Source organism: Propionispora sp. 2/2-37 (genome assembly GCF_001298735.1).
Classification (GTDB): Bacteria; Bacillota; Negativicutes; order Propionisporales; family Propionisporaceae; genus Propionispora.
Window position 1 is genome coordinate 66581 of the sequence record NZ_CYSP01000004.1, and the last position, 21419, is coordinate 87999.

General features: G+C 45.9%; 20 protein-coding genes. 2 read left to right on the forward strand and 18 right to left on the reverse strand.

Features of this window, described 5'->3' with window-relative positions:
- Positions 1–139: 139 nt before the first annotated feature.
- The 12 genes from pdxS to P22_RS05215 form a co-directional block, all read right to left on the reverse strand.
- Entirely contained in the window at positions 140–1021 is an 882-nt protein-coding gene (gene pdxS / locus P22_RS05165; RefSeq protein WP_054259160.1) for a pyridoxal 5'-phosphate synthase lyase subunit PdxS, read from the reverse strand.
- Positions 1022–1143: 122 nt separating this feature from the next.
- Positions 1144–1842, reverse strand: coding sequence for an NAD(P)-binding domain-containing protein (locus P22_RS05170; protein ID WP_054259161.1), 699 nt, complete (start codon positions 1840–1842; stop codon positions 1144–1146).
- Between the two features lie 104 nt (positions 1843–1946).
- Positions 1947–2108 carry a hypothetical protein gene (locus P22_RS20385; RefSeq protein ID WP_156318858.1) on the reverse strand — a complete coding sequence of 54 codons (162 nt, stop codon included), beginning with the start codon at positions 2106–2108 and terminating at the stop codon, positions 1947–1949.
- Between the two features lie 16 nt (positions 2109–2124).
- Positions 2125–3372 (reverse strand): Ger(x)C family spore germination protein, encoded by a 1248-nt coding sequence (locus tag P22_RS05175; protein ID WP_054259162.1) that lies wholly within the window; start codon positions 3370–3372, stop codon positions 2125–2127.
- Complete coding sequence (locus P22_RS05180) at positions 3357–4469, reverse strand: GerAB/ArcD/ProY family transporter (RefSeq protein ID WP_054259163.1); 1113 nt, start codon at positions 4467–4469, stop codon at positions 3357–3359. Before P22_RS05180 ends, P22_RS05175 begins: the two co-directional genes overlap by 16 nt.
- On the reverse strand, positions 4466–6334 hold the full coding sequence (locus P22_RS05185; protein WP_054259164.1) for a spore germination protein: 1869 nt from the start codon (positions 6332–6334) through the stop codon (positions 4466–4468). The genes P22_RS05180 and P22_RS05185 overlap by 4 nt, the downstream gene beginning before the upstream one ends.
- Before the next feature lie 243 nt (positions 6335–6577).
- Complete coding sequence (locus P22_RS05190) at positions 6578–7474, reverse strand: ABC transporter substrate-binding protein (RefSeq protein WP_054259165.1); 897 nt, start codon at positions 7472–7474, stop codon at positions 6578–6580.
- 22 nt (positions 7475–7496) lie between these two features.
- Complete coding sequence (locus P22_RS05195; protein WP_054259166.1) at positions 7497–8135, reverse strand: ABC transporter permease; 639 nt, start codon at positions 8133–8135, stop codon at positions 7497–7499.
- A 25-nt stretch (positions 8136–8160) separates the two neighbouring features.
- Positions 8161–9282 carry an ABC transporter ATP-binding protein gene (locus P22_RS05200; protein WP_054259167.1) on the reverse strand — a complete coding sequence of 374 codons (1122 nt, stop codon included), beginning with the start codon at positions 9280–9282 and terminating at the stop codon, positions 8161–8163.
- Between the two features lie 140 nt (positions 9283–9422).
- Entirely contained in the window at positions 9423–10997 is a 1575-nt protein-coding gene (locus P22_RS05205; RefSeq protein WP_054259168.1) for a ClC family H(+)/Cl(-) exchange transporter, read from the reverse strand.
- Positions 10998–11067: 70 nt separating this feature from the next.
- Positions 11068–12345: a globin-coupled sensor protein gene (locus P22_RS05210; protein ID WP_054259169.1), complete on the reverse strand. Its 1278-nt coding sequence runs from the start codon at positions 12343–12345 to the stop codon at positions 11068–11070.
- A 221-nt stretch (positions 12346–12566) separates the two neighbouring features.
- Positions 12567–12767, reverse strand: coding sequence for a hypothetical protein (locus P22_RS05215; RefSeq protein WP_054259170.1), 201 nt, complete (start codon positions 12765–12767; stop codon positions 12567–12569).
- 239 nt (positions 12768–13006) lie between these two features.
- On the opposite strand from P22_RS05215, the gene metA reads away from it, so the two are divergent.
- Positions 13007–13921, forward strand: coding sequence for a homoserine O-acetyltransferase MetA (gene metA, locus P22_RS05220; RefSeq protein ID WP_054259171.1), 915 nt, complete (start codon positions 13007–13009; stop codon positions 13919–13921).
- A 58-nt stretch (positions 13922–13979) separates the two neighbouring features.
- Here the strand turns inward: metA and P22_RS05225 are convergent, their stop codons facing one another.
- From P22_RS05225 to P22_RS05245, 5 genes are read right to left on the reverse strand one after another with little or no spacing between them, the layout of a single operon-like run.
- Entirely contained in the window at positions 13980–14963 is a 984-nt protein-coding gene (locus P22_RS05225) for a LacI family DNA-binding transcriptional regulator (RefSeq protein ID WP_054259172.1), read from the reverse strand.
- Between the two features lie 15 nt (positions 14964–14978).
- Positions 14979–16049, reverse strand: a complete 1071-nt coding sequence (locus P22_RS05230) for an aldose epimerase family protein (RefSeq protein ID WP_054259173.1) — start codon at positions 16047–16049, stop codon at positions 14979–14981.
- Between the two features lie 34 nt (positions 16050–16083).
- Positions 16084–17649, reverse strand: coding sequence for a UDP-glucose--hexose-1-phosphate uridylyltransferase (gene galT, locus P22_RS05235; protein WP_054259174.1), 1566 nt, complete (start codon positions 17647–17649; stop codon positions 16084–16086).
- Positions 17594–18592 (reverse strand): UDP-glucose 4-epimerase GalE, encoded by a 999-nt coding sequence (gene galE / locus P22_RS05240; protein ID WP_054259175.1) that lies wholly within the window; start codon positions 18590–18592, stop codon positions 17594–17596. Before galE ends, galT begins: the two co-directional genes overlap by 56 nt.
- Complete coding sequence (locus tag P22_RS05245; protein WP_216598028.1) at positions 18589–19773, reverse strand: galactokinase; 1185 nt, start codon at positions 19771–19773, stop codon at positions 18589–18591. Before P22_RS05245 ends, galE begins: the two co-directional genes overlap by 4 nt.
- A gap of 320 nt (positions 19774–20093) precedes the next feature.
- On the opposite strand from P22_RS05245, the gene P22_RS20020 reads away from it, so the two are divergent.
- On the forward strand, positions 20094–20249 hold the full coding sequence (locus P22_RS20020; RefSeq protein WP_072169778.1) for a DUF1540 domain-containing protein: 156 nt from the start codon (positions 20094–20096) through the stop codon (positions 20247–20249).
- Between the two features lie 96 nt (positions 20250–20345).
- On the opposite strand, the gene P22_RS05250 is transcribed toward P22_RS20020, so the two are convergent.
- Positions 20346–21041, reverse strand: a complete 696-nt coding sequence (locus P22_RS05250; protein WP_054259176.1) for a polysaccharide deacetylase family protein — start codon at positions 21039–21041, stop codon at positions 20346–20348.
- Positions 21042–21419 lie beyond the last annotated feature (378 nt).

A 21419-nucleotide genomic window follows, 5' to 3' on the forward strand; every position in this document is an offset into this window, starting at 1 on the left:
ACAACTCAAATTGTGCGGCCTGTCTATTTAGACTATTCTGCTATCATCCGCATGAAATACTTGTGAATACGGTATCCTGCGTTAATTCCGGATGAAAAGCCGTCGCCAGATATTTCCCTCTAGTTCCCTCTTTCTGTATTTACCAGCTGCGTTCCTGCATACGTTCGTGTTCAGGAATTGTGGAGATTTCAATACCCACCATGGGCTCGCCTAAGTCTTTCGATATTTCCGCCAGCACCTTCGGGTCATTATAATAGGTTGTAGCCGCAACGATGGCTTTGGCACGCTGTGCCGGATCACCGGATTTGAAAATTCCGGAACCAACAAAGATGCCGTCACAGCCCAGCTGCATCATCAGTGCCACGTCAGCAGGCGTAGCAATGCCACCGGCGGCAAAATTAACCACCGGCAGACGGCCCTGCTTTCTGGTTTCCACCACCATTTCCAGCGGTGCACCGATATTTTGGGCAAAGGCCGCTACTTCATCTTCCGGCAGATTTTCCAACAACCGAATTTCACTCAGCACCATTCGAATGTGCTTTACCGCCTCTATAACATTGCCGGTCCCCGGTTCCCCCTTGGTTCTGATCATGGCTGCACCTTCACTGATGCGCCGCAAGGCTTCCCCAAGATTTTTGGCCCCGCACACAAAAGGAACTTTAAAGGGACGTTTATTGATATGATATTTGTCGTCAGCCGGTGTAAGAACTTCGCTTTCATCAATATAATCAACACCTAGAGATTCCAGTATTTGCGCCTCTACAAAATGACCAATACGCACTTTGGCCATGACCGGGATGCTGACCACATCCATAATCTTAGTAATAATAGCCGGATCAGCCATTCGGGCAACACCGCCAGCCGCCCTGATATTCGCAGGTACCCGTTCCAGGGCCATAATAGCGCAGGCACCGGCCTCTTCGGCAATTTTAGCCTGCTCGGGTGTTGTGACATCCATGATGACACCGCCTTTTAACATTTCCGCAAGGCCGGCCTTAACACGAAAGGTTCCCTGTTGCATGACTCCTGATTCCTCCTGTAGCAAAACATAGCATACTATTAATATTTGCAATTCGGCCAAAATACATAAAAAATTCAATAGTATGTCGTTTTGTTTATACGACAGAAAGAAATTAAATCCTGCTACATCCGCTGATTTATCCTGATACGTACTTCGTTTACTATTTCGCGGGCAAACGGTCCTAAATCGCCATTAGCAAAGGCCTTTAGCGTTCCGGCGGCAACCTGCCGGATGGCGCTGTTAATCAGTAACGGATCACTGATACTCTGTTCCCGCAGCCGATTTTCAATATGCACTCCGGCTATTAAAACCTCTTCCGCCGCAATGGTATTGATTTTTGTCACAATATCAGAATCACCGATCATCACTTCACCAATGGTCTGAAAAATTTCTTTGATTACCGGAAAAAAATCGCTTCCACTTTCATCAACTATGATAATCGGGCGCTCTCCCAATGCGATTTCCCCGGCGTGGCCTACAAATTTAACACCGATGCAGGTCAGGTGACTTTCTGCTACTGCTGCATTCAGTCTCTGCTGGGATACGTTGGTTGCAATATTAAGTAATACAGGAGGTTTTTTTACGTTTTTAAATACCTCCAGACAATTTATAATTTCTTTATCAGGTACCGCCAGAATAACCAGTCTGAGATTAGCCATTTCCTCTATACTTGTGGCCGTCTCGGCACCATACCGTTCTGCTGCCAGCTGCATAATATCCATATTCCGGTCAAATAAACGAAGCGTAAACCCGCCCTGCCGGGAAAGTCTTCCGGCCAAAGCTTGCCCCATGCGTCCTGCTCCGACTAAACCGATGTGCATTATATCCCTCCAGATGTCATAATTCAATTGGTCGTATATAGTAAGTATATTCGGAAAAACCGGGGCGGTGCTATTTTGCTCCATAATAACAGCATGGCAGCTTGTTATGGTTTTAATAAATTATAAAAGGCTAATCCCAGGGAAACAACAATCAGCACTTTCATCCCTATGTCTCCCGCTGCATTGCCATTCTGTTTTAGCCAGAAGCCGTAAGTATATGCCGGTACAGCAGCTAACAACGTAAGTACAATAAGTAAATAGTCCATACTCTCTCCTTATGCTTCAGTTCCTGACAGGTACAGTCCGTTGCATCAGTCCCGTACGACGGAGCACTGTATTTACTGATACGTTTACTTCAGCCTGCCGGTACATGGTTTTCCAGTCTAAGGCCATTAATTCCTGCTGCGTTGTCACTTGTGGCCTTAAATACACACCAAATCCGGCAACATCGCATCCCCAGCCCTGTGTTTTATCTATCATTTTCATCATTTGCTTTGCCAGTAAGGTATTAATGCTATTTTCCAGTATATTCCGATACTTTCCGTCCTCATAATTTATACCACTGGGAATGGCTGTTATTTCCCCTTCCATTTTGATTTTAATATCAATAAATATCTGTTCTCCTATACGCCTGAGCTTAACATCCGGCTTACCGTTTAGGCGCATACTTAAGTTAATAAATTTCTCAGGCACCAGGGGATCGGCAAGAACATAAAACCCGGTAGGAAACTCCCCCCGCAAAATAGCCACCATGCGTGTTTCTTCATTAGTAAGTTTACCGGCCAACCGATCACCGGAAAAAACGGCAAGCCCCATGGCCTGATCCGGATTTCCCTTGATTCCGGATAAATTTCCTGCCGTATATTCTTTAGAGATTTCTTCAGGGAACAGGCTTCCCTCCGGCTTGTCTTCTTGCTTCTCTTCCCGGCTTCCTACCAGCGTAGCATACGGCGCTCCGTTAAAATCCTTCAGCCGGATATAGAATTCATGCAAATTGGTGGACATATAATAACCTGACTCCCGGGCAGCAAACATCATGGATTCATAATACCGGGACATCACCTGCTCTAAAATCGGTTTGTTCTTCTGTATATACTCTTCGGCGGTAATTTGATTAGTAATAACAATATAGGTTGAGCCGCGCATATCCCGGTACCGCATAAGCGGGGCGAAAATATCGTTAATACCCTGCCGGGCCAGTTCTTCGCCGATGATAAGCACTTTCATATGAGAAAAATCAAGCGTTCTGGCTAACGAAGAATTGAAAAGATTACGGGCCTCCGCCAGTGACCTGGCCTCCACGCTGACACTAACCTGCCCTTTGCTGTCGTCGCTTTTCCCTTCTTCCGGACTTCCCGCTTGCGGCACGGCAATCTGGCACGTATATTTCACCATTCCGTCCTCATTGCTTTTATCCACTCCTAAGGCCAGTACAAAACCTGTCTCATCAGTTTCCCTCGCTCCGCTACAGCCCGCGTTCAATAACATGGTCAGTCCCAAGAGCATGCACCCAATCAGCCGGAAGTACATCGCCGCCCCCTCCGTTTTCTTAGCGCTTTAACCCACAGCGCAATTAGTAAAACAGCTGAAATTCCATATACGGCTCCGGCGAAAAGACTGGAACATAAATAATTATCCATAGAGATGGCGCTTATAATATCCTTCGGCAGGGACGCCAAACCTAGAATAAGAAGCATGGTCAGGGGAACCATCGGGCGCATTGCCGGCAAATCCAAAAGTTTGCATAGCATAAATAAGGCCGCATACACACTTACGGCAATGGCAATAACTCCTGCAATAACCCATAGAATGATAAATAAGGATTCGATTCGCTGCAAATAACGGCTTAAATGAACCAGCCGGGCCATCTCAAAAAACGGCAGCACCTTTTCTTGTCCTACCTGAACACCATAGACCAGAGTATATACCAACAGGGATGTCCCTTTAACCAAGCTGGAACCGCCTAGCCCAAAGATGGCAGCAGCCTGTAAAGTTCTACTATTTGGGAAGGAACTTGCCATAGCAAACAGAGCCAGAATTCCCACATTATAGCCGCTTGCCAATACAACTGATTTGGCAGCCGTCAACAATCCATACCCCCGCCAGGGAGTTAAATTATATACACAATAGAAAGGATATAACATTAATAATACCGCCCCCAGACCGGCTACGCCAAAAGGAATGATGATATACATGGAACGGCCGATCCCTTCTATTCCAATATATACCATAATCGCGATACAGACGGCATAAGCCAGTGAAACAATCTGAAAATCGGTGTTCGGCAGGGAAGTAAGCAATGTATTTTCAGTAAACTGGCGAAAAAGCAATACCGCATTTAAGACAAAAACACCGATGCAGAATACGGCAATGAAACGCGCGCTCCCTAGGCCCAACAAATTCTTCGCCATATCGAACAAATCCTCCGGTATGCGTTTATAAACATAAAGGAAGCCGTAAAATGCCAGGATGCCTAAAATGCCTCCTAAAAAAGATACTATCCAGGCAATTTCACCGACCGTAGCCAAAAGATATACCGGATTGGACAAAAAAATCCTGACCATCGTAGTGCTAAATATAATCCCGATTGCTTCCGCCTTTCCCATAGACCCATGCTGAAAACTCATTCCTTCCGGGCTCCCTCTCCTGTTGGCTTTTCCGTTCTCCATTGGCGGCTGATTTTCGGCTGACGATCTTGATTTTTGGTATTCAGTTCATCGGGGCGCTGTTCCTGCCGGAATACCGGACCTCTGGTAACAACATCCATTCCGGCGGATGTTCTCGGACCTAGCGGCGTCAAATAGGGAACACCCAGTGATTTCATGCTGGTTAGTATCCCTGTCAGCACAACCAAGCCGAAGGCTATTCCGGCAAAGCCAAGAAAAGAAGCCAGTAAAAGAAGCCCGAAGCGATAAATGCGCAAAGCAAAAGCCATACGGTAATCAGGAATGGTAAATGAAGCCACACCTGTTAAGGCAATGAGAACTACCATGATCGGGCTGACAATCTTGGCGCTTACTGCCGCCTGACCTAAAATAATCGCGCCGACAATACCGATAGTTGACCCCAAGATGCCGGGAACCCTTAATCCGGCTTCACGGATGAGTTCAAAGGATAATTCCATAAGCAAAATTTCAAATAAAGCAGGAAAGGGAACCTGTTCTCTGGCCCCGGCAATGGCCAGCGCCAGATCGGTAGGCAGAGCCTCCTGATGATAATAATTAATCGCTATATATATAGCCGGTAAAAGCACGACCAGGACCGTTCCAATCCAGCGCAAAAAGCGCATAAAAGTCCCAACACCAACTGATAAATTAAAATCTTCACTGGTTTGAAAAAAAGTAAAAAAATTGACGGGGAACATATATACAAAAGAACTGCCTTCCAATAGCACGGCGATCCGTCCTTCCGCCAAATGGGCTGCAACCCGGTCCACTCTTTCCGTAGATAAAGACTGTGGAAAATCCACCCCGGGATGATCTTCAATGAATTGCGCTAATATCGCCATAGAAGGAATATAATCGGTCGATATTCCTTTGATTCTTCGTTTAATTTCCGTGACCAGGTCAGAGTTGGCTACCGACTGCAAATACATAACAGCACATTTTAGCGGAATACGGTCCCCTACCAGAATCATTTCCGTTATTAAATCATTAGTCGGCATCGTCACCCGGATTTGGGCTGTATTAACCCGCAAGCTTTCAGTAAACGATGCCTGACCGCCGCGTACCGTCTGTTCCATTTGCGGACGGTCAATACTACGCCGTTCATATCCTTTGGTATCCATCAGCAAAGCTGATGCCGTTCCCTCCAATAGCAGAGCAGTATCGCCACTATTAATGGCATCGATTAACTCCTGAAAGGTGCCGGCAATTTGGACCTGATTGCTGGGCAGCAAGGTATCGGCAATTGTCCGGGCCAGGTCTTCTTCCCGGATATAGCTAAGTTTTTTTTGCTGTTTCAGTAAAGGGCATAAAATGGAATCATTAATAATTTTTTTATCAACTAATCCATCAATATAGACTAACATGGCTCTTAAAGGCGGAACGGATGGTATCATGAAATTCCGCACAACAGCATCTTTATTTTGCGGTAAATAATATATCTCTCTTAGAACATTCCGGTTTTCCTGCAGCTTAGTGCTAATCGTCCGCTGTTTCGGATCTATATTGGCATCATACGACAGCATAATAGGAATTAATTCATTCTGCTGTTTTTCCAGCAGGGAGGCCGCCCCTATCATCGCTTCCTGTTCTTGTGCCGCCTTGCCTTGTTTTAAAATAAGCACGATTTTCTCCATAACAGCCGCCAACTGTCTTGCATGCTCCAGCAAACGATTTAACTGTAAAACTGAGGCTGTGAACTCCGTTTGCGCTGGTTCCTCTTTATTGGGCTTTTCCTTAAGTACAAAGGGATCGGGCAGTTGTGGGGGCTGATAAACAAGGAGCCTTTTCAACAAACGGACAATTTTAAACAGCGAATTATCATCCATATAACCACCCCCGGTATTACCGGTAGTATATCCCTCTTTCACTACCCTTAGTCACTTTGCCAAACGGTCTGCTGCCAACGATGCGTAACAAAATAGCAAACACACGTTAGCCTTCACAATGCTACACATCAGGACATTCATCCCGCCAGCTCAGCCAACAAATATTTCATCTGCAAAAAAAACAGGGTAAAGGAGTTCCTTCCCGGACTCCCCTACCCTTAACCCTGCTATCGTTAATTACTCTTATTTTATCAACCCTTGTTCCTTCAGCCAATTTTTAGCAACCTCTTTAGCATCCTGTTTATCCAAATCAACCTTGGCATTTAATATTGCCATTTGTTTATCGTCCAGTCTGCCGCCCAATAGATTTAATGCATCGGCAACTTCAGGATGCTTGTCAAGAAGTTCCCTTCTGACAATAGGTGCGGCATAATAGGGCGGGAAGAAATGTTTGTCGTCTTTCAGGATTTTCAAGTTAAACGCCGGAATACGGCCATCGGTGGAAAATCCGTCAATCACATCGACCTTCCCGTCGCGGACGCCCGCATAAGTCAATCCCGGATCCATGCCGTTTACGCTTTTAAAATTCATTCCGTATACTTTCTGCAGCCCCAGATACCCGTCTTCCCGTTCTGCAAACTCCTGGGTGCAGCCAAGCTGTAACTCCGGGGCTTTAGCCACGAGGTCGCTGAAAGTATGAATTCCCAGATTCTCTGCCTGGTCTGCCCGCATGGTTAGGGTATAGGTATTATTAAAACCAAATGGCTGTAACCAGATAATATTTTTTTGCTTTTCGTAGATTTCCTTAACCTGATCATAAGCTGCCTGCGGATCACTGATCAAAGGTTGCCCTAATACATTGATCAAAGCCGTTCCCGTATACTCCGGATAGATATCAATATCACCGCGTTCCAGCGCCTGCACCACAACGTTGGTACCTCCCAAATACGGCTTGGTCTCTACTGTAAGATCGGTTCTGTCTTCGATCATGTATTTCATCATATAAACTAAAATATCCTGTTCGGTAAAATTCTTACCGGCAATGACGACCCGGTCGCCTTTACTGCCAGTGAATAAGGAACAACCTGCCAGAACTATGGTTAGCAGTAATAAACTGAAAAGAGCTATCTTTTTCCGCATACTTCACTTCCCTCTCTAGCTTTTATTTCACACCACGGGGGCGCACCCAGATTTCCAGTTTTTTCAATACATAATCAAATAGCAGTGCCAGCAAGGCAGCGGGCAAGGCACCGGCCAGAATCAATTCACTATTCGCCATCGCAATTCCCCGGAAAATCAGATCCCCCAGCCCGCCGGCACCAATCAGGGCCGCTAACGTTGCCACACCGACCAACAGTACGGTAGCAGTGCGGATACCGGCCATAATCACCGACAAAGCCATGGGCAACTCCACCATAAAGAGTACCTGCAGCGAAGTCATGCCCATGCCGATACCGGCTTCAACCGCTGCCGGGGAAACTCCGAGAATACCGGTATAGGTATTGCGCATAATCGGCAGTAAGCCATAAATGGTAAGCGCGACAATCGCCGGTACCGGTCCAATCCCCAGGAGCGGAATCATAAACCCCAGCAAAGCCAGACTAGGTATAGTCTGGAAAACCGCTGTAATACCAATGACCAATTCGGCCCAGCGCCTATAACGGGTCAGTACGATACCTACCGGGACAGCTATGAGGTTTGCCAAAAGCAGCGAGATCATCGTTAATTCCACATGCTGTGTTGTCGCCAGTAAAATATCCTGCCACCGGTCTTGCAAAATAAACCAAAAATTTTCCAGCATACCATCCTCCCCCTCTCAAAACCACTTATGCATCTTCAGCAAAATTCTCTGCCATAATATCTACTAAACTGGCACGCGTAATGACGCCCAGCAATTTGCGCTCTTTATCCACAACCGGTAAATAAGCGATCTTGTGCTGGCTGATTAACCGGATGGCCTCAGCTAGCGGCTGAGCCACCTCCACAACGCAGTTCGCCGGTTGCAGCACATCCTGTAACGTGATATTTTCATCTTGATAATGCTTATGGATATCCCAGACACTCGCTTTTCCCAATAGCCTGCCTTCACTGTCAACAATAAGCAGCGTATCTACTTTTTTCATGCGCATCACCCGGATAGCGGCCGCCAATCCTCTATCCGGTCCGGATATAATAGGCTTCACCATAATGTCGGCAATATCCGGATAGCTGTCCGTAAGCTGTAAGCGATTTTCGCCGATAAAGCCGCGAACAAATTCATTAACCGGATGCCGTAAAATCTGTTCCGGCGTATCAAATTGAATAATTCTGCCTTCATTCATGATACAAATACGATTGCCAATCTTGATGGCCTCATCAATATCATGAGTAACAAATACAATGGTTTTGCGGATCGTTTCCTGCAAACGCACCAGTTCATCCTGCAATTGTTCCCGGCTAATCGGGTCCAAGGCACTAAACGGTTCATCCATTAAAATGATCGGCGGATCGGCTGCCATGGCGCGAATTACACCAATGCGCTGCTGCTGCCCGCCGCTTAGCTCTGCCGGATAACGTTGAGCGTACTGATCAGGATCAAGGTTTACCATCTGCATGAGGTCACGAACCCGCCTGCGGTACCGGTCCGCATCCCACTTTTTCAGCTTCGGTACCAGGGCTACATTTTCTTCGATAGTCATATGCGGCAAAAGCCCTATATTTTGTATAACATAGCCGATATTGCGGCGAAGTGTTACCGGATCTTTTTGGCTAATATCCTGATTATCGATATATATTGTACCTTTTGTAGGCGTAACCAGCCGGTTGATCATTTTCATTGTGGTCGTTTTCCCACAACCGCTGGGACCGATTAATACAATGAGTTCACCCTGATGAATTTGCAGGTTGACGTCATGCAGCACCTGCTGCCCGGTATCATAGGTCTTAGCAACCCCATTAAATTCGATCATCTTATTCCTCCTTTATTCCATTTACTTACTAACAACTTAATAATATTATACAAATTGTTAGTAAGTTTGTAAAGTCTTAAGAAAACAGCGACACCCTGCAGATTATATACAGGGTGTCGCTGTTTTCTTAATTAACCTAATTACCATTGTCCTTCGGCTGCTAATTCACGCAGTGCCTGCAGCTGATTTTCTTCCGCCAGAATATATAAATAATCCCCGGTGGCCAAACGGGTATCACCCCTGGGAAGTAATTCCTCTTCTCCCCGTTTTATACTGATTAGCAGCGCCTGGTGGGGCCAGTTTATTTGCTTTACCTTCTTTTTATCCAGTTGTGATCCCATGCAAACAACCAGTTCAATCACCTGCCGTTTACCAGGATTAAGTCCGGTATAGGCTTTCCCCTGTGCACGCAGGGATCGGTTCAAAAGGGCTTCGTAAACAGGTTTGACTTTGCCGATATCGGCCACAAGATAAGCAATCATGGATACCAGAATCAACGGTAATAAATGATTAAAAGATCCGGTCATCTCCATGATTAACACACTGCCTGTAACCGGTGCTTTGACCACAGCTGCAAAGCAAGCCGCCATGGACAGAACAATCATGTTCATCATGTACATAGCATCCATCTGACCAAAATAAACCATTATCTGGCTAAACAAGCCGCCTCCTAGGGCTCCTAAGACAAGCATGGGCAGGAAGATGCCTCCCGGAACACCTGAGCCATAACTTAGCATGGTAAAGAAGAACTTCCCCAACAGCAGCACAACTAAAATTGTAAAATTAAATTGTGTTCCGGCCAGTTGATTAACCAAATCATTCCCGCCGCCGAGAATATCCGGCAAAACAAAACCGATCAGCCCGGCAGTAAACAATGGCAGTGCTGCTTTACGCGGCCCCTTCAGCCAGTTCTGCTGTTTCTCATATAAACTTAACGTTTTCAACAACCCCACATTAAACACAGCACCTAAAATCCCCATAGTCAAACCGACCATCAAAACGATAACAAAATAATACGCAGGCAAGTCAGGCAGTTTGGCAAACCGGAAGACCGGCGCATAACCAAAGAATTGCTGCGTAACGACATCAGCCGTTACTGCCGCTGTAATCGCCGACATTAAAACGGCCGGGGAAAAATTTTTATGTAATTCTTCTAATGAAAAAATGACCCCAGACAACGGCGCATTAAAAGCAGCGGATAATCCTGCACTGGCACCGCTGGTCAGCAAATAACGCTCTTCCATCTTCGTTCTGCCAAGAAGGCGGCTGATCCCCTGTCCCACCATGGCGCCCAATTGAATAGAAGGCCCCTCTCTTCCCAAAGATAATCCTGCCCCGATTGCCAGTACACCGCCAAAGAATTTAGCTGCCAAAATCCTTAACCACTGCATCTTCATCATACCTAAAATAGCACCTTTGACTTGTGGGATACCGCTGCCACCGGCCATAGGCTCTATCGTTACGATCCAGTGCAGGATATATGCTACACTCATAAGGCCAAGAAACCACAGGATCATCAACTCGCCCTTTCCTGCCTGAAAGGAAAGGTAAACAAAAGCACGTAAACTTTCCGCCTTTTCCAGTAAAAAGCGAAATGCAACAATAATGATTCCGGCAAACAGTCCGCTAAGAATTCCCTCGACAAATAACTTCATACGAAAGTCGTGCCAATGCAGCAGCGAATAATATACCTTGCTCAATTTTTGTTTTTCCATCAAAATCTCCCCAGTGCTTCATTAAACATAAAAATAACGCTTCTATACTCGTAGAAGCGTTATATCCTTTCTATTTTTCCACCATGGCCGACAAATCGGTAGCCGAGCGGGCAACCTCATTGGAAGCTTTTTCAATCTCCTGCGAAGTAAGCGCCAGGCTCCTTACTGCTTCGGCAATATGGTCAACTTGTTCAAAGTTGCTGGTAATCGCCTCTAAAATTACCGTCATGCGTGACGAAGTTTCTTCGACCGCCTTACTTACCGCATCTAAGACAGCCGCCTGCTCATCCATACTGATAACCACTTCTTTGGTGGAAGTTGTATTATCGCTGATAAGCTGCACAATCTCATTAGCGGCAGCCCGGCTTTGCTCAGCCAGCTTCCGCACCTCATCGGCCACTACGGCAAATCCCCGCCCGGCTTCACCGGCCCGGGCCGCTTCAATGGCGGCATTTAAAGCCAAAAGATTAGTTTGACTGGCTATGCCGGTAATGGTCTCAACGATCTGAGCCACCGAATCCGAGGTGGTTTCCAGCGATCTGACTCTCGTCTGGGCCTCCTGATTCGTCCGGATCATGGCGGCAACCTGATGCAACATATCGCGGGTCGCTGTCTCCCCTTCTTCGGCTGTCCCCTTGGCTGATTCCGCTTCTTCCTTAGCCACGGCTGAAGCATCTTTAATACTATCGGCAGCATGGGCCATTTGCGCCGCAGAAGCAGATGTCTCTTCCGCTGTTGCCGCCAGGGTCTGGCTGGATTCCTGCACCTGAGAAACCAGCGCAGTCTGTTCTGCCATCAGCATTTTCAAAACTTCCCTGCGGTCAACCTCTTTGGCAAAGTCTGCAATAAAAGCCTGATTGGTTCGCGCCTCAACCAATTGTAAAATCTGCAGTAAAGCAACCAGAACTTTTTGCAAATGCTCCTGATCGGCGGCATATTCACGAAAAATATACGGAATCAATTCCTGCTTTAAGGCTCCCATTGCCAGTATAAACCACTCTGCCGGCAATTTTATTTTATTATGGATCTGACCGATCCGTTCTTTTTCCAGCAGATAAGCCTCATCAATCCTGGTTACACAGAGTGAATTTAAAAACTGCCGGAAGGTTTTTTTCAGTTGTTCTACAGTGGAGTGCTGCCGGATAAACTGTTCCACTTCCGGTATTTTGGTCAGCCGTGCATAAAAATTGGTAGTAATGGTGTCTCCGTATTTTTCGACAATCGGGTTAAGACTTCCTAAATAGGCAATGGATTGATTATCCATTGCCAAAAAACAGCGGGCCACTTGTACCTCAGCCTCAATGGAACCGGCCGTCGGTTGGGAAAATTTTTTACCTTTACCGAACATATTCTCTCCCCCTAGTATCAATATACCTCATTCGAATCTACATAAGTGATGGATTTAACTACAAAATTCCCCGTATACTTCCATATTCTATAAAGAAACGGCAAGTCCTGTCTTCCGCACAAGAAATCCCCTGTGAAGGAGGCTAAAAAGATAATATTTCTAATGAATAGTTGCACCGACCATTCTATATACAAATGATATGAGCAAAATCGCAGGTTTGTTCAGTCAGAAACGCAACAATAACGATATGGTTTCTTAGACGGGAACACTTTATTATTTGAAGCTTCATTAAAAAATTGATCATAAATGGTTTCCAGCCGTTGAAAAAGACGTTCCCTTTCGTCAGGCTGAATGTCTGCACTATCCATCCGTTCGCAAATCCAGAGAATTTCATTAACTGCTTCGTCCGATAACCTTCTCATAAAGGCCCCCCTTACCCGGTCTTTTTTATCATTTTCTGCTTTTTATATCCTTTAATTACAAATCCTACCAATACAAAGAAATTCCTTTATAAAAATGTATCAGACAGTAAATTTTGTAAAAATAATTTATAGAGTACATTCGATATTTTTTGATTCATTTCGAACCAGTACGTTGCGCAGTCCGGATAAATGGTTTATAATAATTATTCATCTGAATCATAATGTGGAGGAATCAGGTCATGCCAATTAAAATTCCTAACAATTTACCGGCAACCGGTATTCTTGAAAGTGAAAACGTGTTTGTCATGCATGAAAATCGCGCTTATCAACAAGATATTCGCCCTTTAAAAATACTTTTGCTAAACTTAATGCCTACCAAAATTGTCACTGAAACCCAATTACTGCGACTTTTGGGAAACTCACCGCTGCAGGTTGATATTGACTTTATTTATACGGCTACCTATGAACCCAAAAATACGCCTCAGGAACATCTAATTAAATTTTATGAAACTTTTGAGGACGTCAAAACCCGCAAATACGACGGAATGATTATTACCGGTGCCCCTATTGAGCAGCTTCCCTTTGAAGAAGTGGCCTACTGGGATGAATTGTGTAAAATTATGGAATGGAGTAAAACGCACGTCTACTCCACTTTGCATATCTGTTGGGGAGCGCAGGCCGGTTTATATTATCACTACGGTATCCCCAAATATCCTTTAGCAGAAAAAATGTTTGGTGTCTTTCCACATAAGAAAGTGATTTCGGATAAATTATTCCGTGGGTTTGACGATATTTTTTATGTCCCCCATTCGCGCCACACTGAATCCAGAAGGGAAGACATCGAAAAAGTTGCCGGACTTCGTATTCTCTCCGAGTCGGACATTTCCGGCATTTATGCCGTAAGCGATCAAAAAGGGCGCCAGTTCTTCATCACCGGTCATTCCGAGTATGACCCTCTAACGCTTAAGGGAGAATATGACCGCGACATTTCCCAAGGGCTGCCGATCAAGATTCCACTAAATTATTATCCAAATAACGATCCGGCACAAGTGCCCATAGTTCTTTGGCGCAGTGCCGCGCATCTTTTATTTTCAAACTGGCTGAATTATTATGTTTACCAAGAGACTCCATTTGATTTATCCGCACTGGAATAGAGAATTACATAAAAGTGGCCGGGGGTACAATGTACCCCGGCCACTTTTATGTAATTCTCTATTTGCTGCTCTGCCGAAGAATCAGTTCGGTTGATAGAGTCACCTGCTTTGATGTCCGCCGTCCGCTTAGCCGTTCCAGCAGCAAATCCACTGCCGTTTCTCCCATTAATTCAGTATCGATCCGCACGGTACTTAGCGAGGGCGATACATATTGCGCCAGCGAAATATCATTAACACCGATAATGCCAACCCGCTCCGGAACAGCAATTTCCGCCCCTTCCAGCGCTTTAAGGCAGCCAATAGCCATAGGATCATTGGCAACAAAAAAAGCTGTTGGCAATGACGCTGCACCATGCTCCGCAATCGCCTGTTTCATCAGCCGGTATCCGTCGTCTACTGAAAATTTCCCGCCATAGACATACTTTTCCTGATAGATTTTTTTCTCCTTAAGATATGCCTTGAAGGTGGCTTCCCGCGGGTCTTGTATTTCCGAGGTTCCATCGCGAAACACTTCTCTTCCTCCAATATATCCAATCATTTGATGACCCTGACTGATAAAATAGTCCAGCACTTTGCGAGTTGCTTTTACAAAGTCTACCGTAACCGAATCAAAGTAATCATCGTCCGGCAGATAGTCAACAAAAACAAGATTTGATGTTTTTTCTTTCAATAAAGCAATTTCGTGTTGACTAAACTTGCCGACCGCAATCATACCCTGAATGTTCTCTCTCGCCAACTGTGCCGTATTATTTTGTAAAAGCCTGACCAGTGTCAGATTGTATTGCTTGCAGCGCCGTTCAATTCCCAGGCGTATCGACATATAGTATACATCGTCCAGTTCCTCTTCTTCCGTATACCAGTGCAGCAGGGCAATCCGAGTCCCTCCGTTTTTACGGGGCGTACGTTTTTCATAAGCCAAATCTTCCGCCGCTTCAAACACTTTTCTTTTTGTTTCGTCACTGACTGATAGTGTCGCATCATAATTCAGCACCCGTGAAACCGTTGCTATTGACACTCCGGCCCTGTCTGCTATATCTTTAATCGTTGCCGTACCAACCTACCCTCTTCCTTTTGAGCTTCCCGCCGCCATGATGTTAAACGAATATTTGGTTGCCGAAGTGAACCATGCTCCCCGTTGTAATATACAGGAGAAAAAGTGGGAATGGTGAACGGCATCCGGCAGCCCCTGGGTTTCCAGACATAAACCTAAATAGCGGCGCGATCTGCCGCCAACGAAATCCAGGTCATCCGGCAACTGATTTCCTGTATATAATACGACTCCCGGAGCATCCGTTTCTACCATTAAATGCCGGCCGCTCAGTTCATCATAAAGTTCTATCTCACCGGCATAATGGTGATTAAGGAGAAATGCATGATCATACCCCCTAACCAGTTGATTTTGCGGATGTTCAGAAATAACGCCGTCATGGATGCTGCGTCCGGAGCGAAAATCAAAAGCCGTGCCTTCGACATCCAGAATTTTGCCGGTAGGTATTAAATCCGCATCCAGTTCCAGAAACCTGTCGCTGTCTATTTTCAGCGTATGCTGCAAAATATCCCGCTGCAAGCCCCCGCTCAAGTTAAAGTACATATGGTTGGTTGGTGAAAACAGCGTAGGCGCTTCCGAATGAGCCTGGTATTGTATCAAGAATTCATTACTCTCATTAAGCGTATAGGTAATCTGTGTCTGTACTTCACCGGGATACCCGCCTTCCCCATCCGGGCTGACGTGGAAAAAACGAACGCCGCAGACTGTATCCCTGTCAATCATTTCCGCCTGCCAGACCGCATGGCTGAATCCCTGCACACCGCCATGCAAATGATGTCTCCCGTTATTTTTATCCAGTCTATAGGTCGTTCCACCCAATTCAAAGCAGGCATCTTTTATTCTGCCTGCCACCCGTCCAACCACAACGCCACAATAGACCGGATTGCTCCGATAGTGTGTAAGTTCAGGAAATCCCAGCACAACATTGGCATAGTTTCCCTCTCTGTCCGGGGTCAGCACGCGTCTGACAGCGCATCCATAATTCAGGCAGGCTATTTCCAAACCGTTTTTGTTGGTAAGCGTGTATTCATAAACCGCCTGGCCATCGACCATACCATATGGCTGCATACGTATTGCCATCTACCGCACCTTCCTTTCCCGCAACAAGTATATATCACAAAGCCCGGACAATACCCCCGGCATATTCTATAAACCGGTGAAAAGCCTGTACCCCCGCTTCATCACGTTTAAAAACACCGGCATCTTCTAAAACCCGCAGGAACTTGGCAGCTGTTTCTTTACGGACAATGTCCCGGACATTTTGCGCGGTGATTTCCGATTTATATTTTTCTTGAAGAGCCCGCGCCCACTCCAGATGGTAATCAGCAACGCTGACGGTATTGTTGAGCAGGAACGCTTCCACTTCCTGCAATTCCGTTTTCAGCCGCTCCGGCAATACAGCCAGCCCCATCACCTCAATCAAGCCGATATTTTCTTTTTTAATATGCTGCACATCCGCATGGGGGTGAAAAATTCCCAAAGGATGTTCGTCACTGGTACGGTTATTTCTCAGCACCAGATCCAGTTCCTTCAGTCCCTGATATTGCCGGGCGATAGGGGTAACGGTATTGTGAGGGACAGCCCCGGTATACGCCAAAATACCGGCTGCCGGATCACTGTATTTCCGCCACTTGCTTACAAGATAATCCCCTGCTGCAACCAGCTTCGCCGTATCCGAACTGCGCAGACGGATGACCGCCATCGGCCATTTTAACATAGTACCCAGGACTTCAGGGTACTCCCCCATAACAAAGGAATACTCATCTTTAGCCCGCGCCATGGCAAATTCATAACGTCCCCCCTGATAATGGTCATGCGACAGGATAGAACCGCCGACAATGGGCAGGTCGGCATTTGATCCGACAAAATAATGCGGCATGCACTCAACAAATGCCAGTAAACGCTCCAGCGTTTTGCGATCAATTTTCATCTCCCGGTGCTCTCCTGAGAGAATGATACAATGTTCATTATAGTATACATAGGGTGAATATTGTAAATACCAGGGTTCACCCAATAAATTCAGACGGATTAGCCGGTGATTGGAACGGGCAGGATGCCCCGGCCGGCCGGCATATCCTTCATTCTCCACACACAGTAAACAGGGGGGATAATGCGTGCTTTTGATGAGCTTTTCCCGGGCAATATCCCGGGGATTCTTCTCCGGTTTGGACAAATTGATGGTAATATCCAGTTCTCCATAACCAGTGGCAGCTTTATAGCTGATATTTTTTGCTATCCGCTGCGTTTGAATATAGTTGCTGTTCCGGCTGAGCGCATAAAAATAATCGGTAGCCTCCCGGGGATTCCGGGTATATTTTTCATAAAAGCAGGCGTTAACAACCGATGGAAGAGGAATAAAACAATTCATAATGCGGCTTGACAGTTTTTCCTTCTCGTCAAAGGCGTCTTCAATAATTCCCTGTTCACATGCATATGCCGTCAGCTGCTCCAGCAAAAGGGGAATCTCTGATTTGCCCGAACTGCCCGCAGCCGGCACAAAATCATTAATGCCAAGCAATGTTAGGATTTGGTTGCGCACATAGATTTCATCTTCCGCCGTCAGCAATTTGACAGCCAAAGCTTCATTTATCAATTGCTGCACCACTTCATAGACCCCCATGCTTTCATCCCCTTTGATCATGATAGCCTTGCGGATGTTGACGGTGCCAGTTCCAGGCATCGGTTATAATCTCAACAATATCGATATGCCGTGGCTGCCAGCCCAGCACGGCTTTGGCTTTGGCCGAGGCTGCAACCAGTTTGCTCGGATCGCCTGCCCGCCGTCCCCCTGCCCGAACCGGGATCGGATGCCCTGTCACTTTTCGGGCGGCCTCAATAATTTGTCTGACGGAAAAGCCCTGATTGCTGCCCAAATTAAAAATTTCGCTGTCTCCCCCCTGCTGTAAGTAATGAACCGCCAGGATATGGGCTTCGATTAAATCTTCCACATGAATATAATCCCGGATACAAGTACCGTCATCGGTGTCATAATCTTCACCAAAAATAGTAATGTGCTCCCGTTTGCCCAGCGCTACCTGCAGCACGATGGGAATAAGATGCGTCTCTGCTGCATGATCTTCACCGATCTCTGCTGTTTTACGTGCCCCGGCAACATTGAAATAACGAAGCGATACATATTTTATGCCATAGGCAAGGTCGCACCACTTCATCATTTTTTCCATCGTCAGTTTAGTTTCGCCGTAAGCATTGGTTGGACATGTCGCCATGTCCTCGGTAATCGGGATCTGCTCCGGTTCGCCGTAAGTGGCCGCCGTAGAGGAAAATACAATCCACTTTACACCGTACTCATTCATTACCTCCAGCAATACCTGTGTTCCATAAACATTATTGTCAAAATACCGGAGCGGCTCGACCATCGACTGCCCTACAATTGAATGCGCAGCAAAATGCATAACGGCATCGACAGACTCTTTGGCAAATACCTGCTGCAAAAACGCTTTATCGCGGATATCGCCCTGATAAAATACCGCCCCTTCCGGCACTGCTCCGGCATGACCGGTTTGCAAATTATCAATAACAACCACTTCATATCCCCGGCCAATCAACTGATATACGGCGTGAGAACCAATATAGCCCGCACCGCCCAATACTACTATTTTCATAATTGTTCCTCCCTGGTAATCTCCCGTGCTCCGTCACCGATATTGGCAACATAAAAAGACGCCTCATAACCGATGGTTGTTTTATACTCCCTGCCAACTTCCCTGATGAACATTTCTGTCCGGTCCTTTGCCACGATGGCAATTGCACAGCCGCCAAAACCGGCACCGGTCATCCGCGCTCCAATCACTCCGGGAAGCTTCCAGGCGGTTTGCACCAGCGTATCCAGTTCCTTACCCGTTACTTCATAATTATCGCGCAATGAAATATGCGACTGATTCATCAGTTCACCAAACTCCTGTATATCGCCTCTTTTCAAAGCTTCCAAAGCATGGACGGTACGTGCATTTTCATATACGGCATGCCTGGCCCGCTTAATCCAGATCTCATTGCCCAGCCTGTGCTTGTACTGTTCAAATTCCGCCTCGGACAGCGCTCCCCAGGATTTGACCGGGATGGTTTCATTCAGCTTGGCCAGCCCTGCCTCACACTCAGTCCGGCGTTCATTGTATTTAGAATCGGTCAGTTCCCGCCGTTTATTGGTATTCATAACAATAATATGATAATCCTTAAGTTCAAGCGGAGCATACGAGTATTCCAACGACTCACAATCCAGCAAAATACCGCAGCCGTTTTTTCCCATGCCGATGGCAAACTGGTCCATAATACCGCTGTTGACGCCAATAAACTGGTTTTCCACCTTTTTCCCCAGCTCAACCATGGCAATACGGTCAATAGTCAATGCAAATAATCCTTCCAGCAGAACACCTGTAACCATTTCGATGGAAGCCGAGGAAGATAATCCTGCGCCATTAGGTATTTCACCATAAAAAGCGATATCCATGCCATGATCAATCGGATAGCCGGCTTCTTTCATATAGGCAATCATTCCTTTCGGGTAGTTGCCCCAATCATGTTCTTTACTATACTCCAGTTCCTGCAGGGAAAATGCAACCATTCCCTTGTCGGGAAAATTCATGGAATACATCCGGATGGCATTGTCTTCCCGTTTGCAGGCAACAGCATACGTTCCGAAGGTTAACGCACAGGGAAATACATGACCACCATTATAGTCGGTATGCTCACCAATAAGATTAATTCGTCCGGGAGCAAAAAATACCCTGCCGTCTGTCTGCTGAAACATCTCCCGGAAAACCTTCATACATTCTTCCAGTTTCTTCATTACATCGTACCTCCCCCAATTTTTTATGTAACTCCAACGTATTTTTAGTAAAATACTTTCTTAATTTTTTACTAAAAATACGTTTTATGTTTATTCAATAAAATCTATTCTCAAAAAGAAATCCTATTATTTATAGCCTACATATCTTATTTCCACTTGTCAAGATAACAGTATCCTTTTAGTAAAAAAAATATTAAAAAAATGTTTTTTTACTAAAACCGCATCTACTTTTATCAATTTTCTGAATAACAATATTTCCTTGCACCAAGCACTATTATTCAAAAGTCTTTTGGTAATAATATTGCTGGGAGGTGATAAACATGGCACGTGATGTAAAATGCACGGTGGAAAATTGCAAGTTTTGGAGTGAAGGGCGGGAATGTGCGGCCTCAGCTATTGAAGTGAACGTAGATGGCGGTGGCCAAAAAGCTAATTATACCAAAGAAACAAACTGTCATACCTTTCAAGCTAAATAATCAAATGAAAACTCCGGGAAATACCCCGGAGTTTTCATTTGGGAGGCAGACATAATGAAATTGTTTTCCCGGGCGGCCACATCCGCAATCCAAACTTCACTTTCCTCCCAGCTGCAGCAATTCCCCCACTGTAACAAAAGAATAGCCATCCATCCGCAGGCGGTCAATTATAGCGGCAACTGCCTGCGGAGTAGCTCTCCCTCCTTCATGTAACAACACAATGCTGCCGGGCGCAGCCCTCCTGGCAACAATGGACGCAGTCCTGTCCGCCGGCCTCCCCTCCCAGTCGCGAGGATCGATCGACCATAATATAGTGGTATACCCCAGCCGGCTTAAATCGCTAACCAAGGCATCATTATATCCTCCACCGGGCGGACGAAATAAAACCGGCTGCCCGGCAATAGGCGCGATAATATTTCCTGCCCTCCGGACGTCATCCAGGAAATTCGCAGATCCCGCTTTCTGTAAAAAAACATGACTATAACCGTGGTTGCCGATTTCATGTCCCTCAGCTACGATTGCAGCCAGCAGGGGGGGATACCTTTCTGCTTGGGAGCCTAAAATAAAAAAAGTTGCCTTAACATCTTTATCCCGAAGCACCTTAAGCAATTCCTGTGTTGTTGACAGATCAGGCCCGTCGTCAAAAGTAAGTGCCATTACCCTTTGCCCGGTTATCACCTTTTTTATTGGCTGGCTATCTCCCGGCACCATTTCTGCCAATGCCAACATTGCTATTCCGGCACAAAGAAAAAAGGCCAGCCATCTTACCTGAAAGCAACGAAAGATAATCATGACGTCCCCCTGTAATTCGAAACTACAATATCAAATAGCTCCACTTATTATTTGTTTTTGCTATCATTACTGTATATATGTTGGAAAAAGAAGAATATGCCACACCAAAGTTTTCGCCGCTACATAGGATATATGGGTATCCATTTTAGATTTAAGGAGGGTTTATTATGGGTTTTGGCTGTGGCGGTCATAATGGTGGCTGGATATGGATTATCATTATTATTCTGTTATTATTCTGTTTCTGGGATAATGATTGCGTAGATACCACCTGCTAAGAGGCTAACGTTGGTAAACCTTTCCCCAGAATCATTATCATCTCTTTTTTACTGCAGTAAAATCAAAAACAAGGTGCAACCTGCCCTTCGCATGCTGCACCTT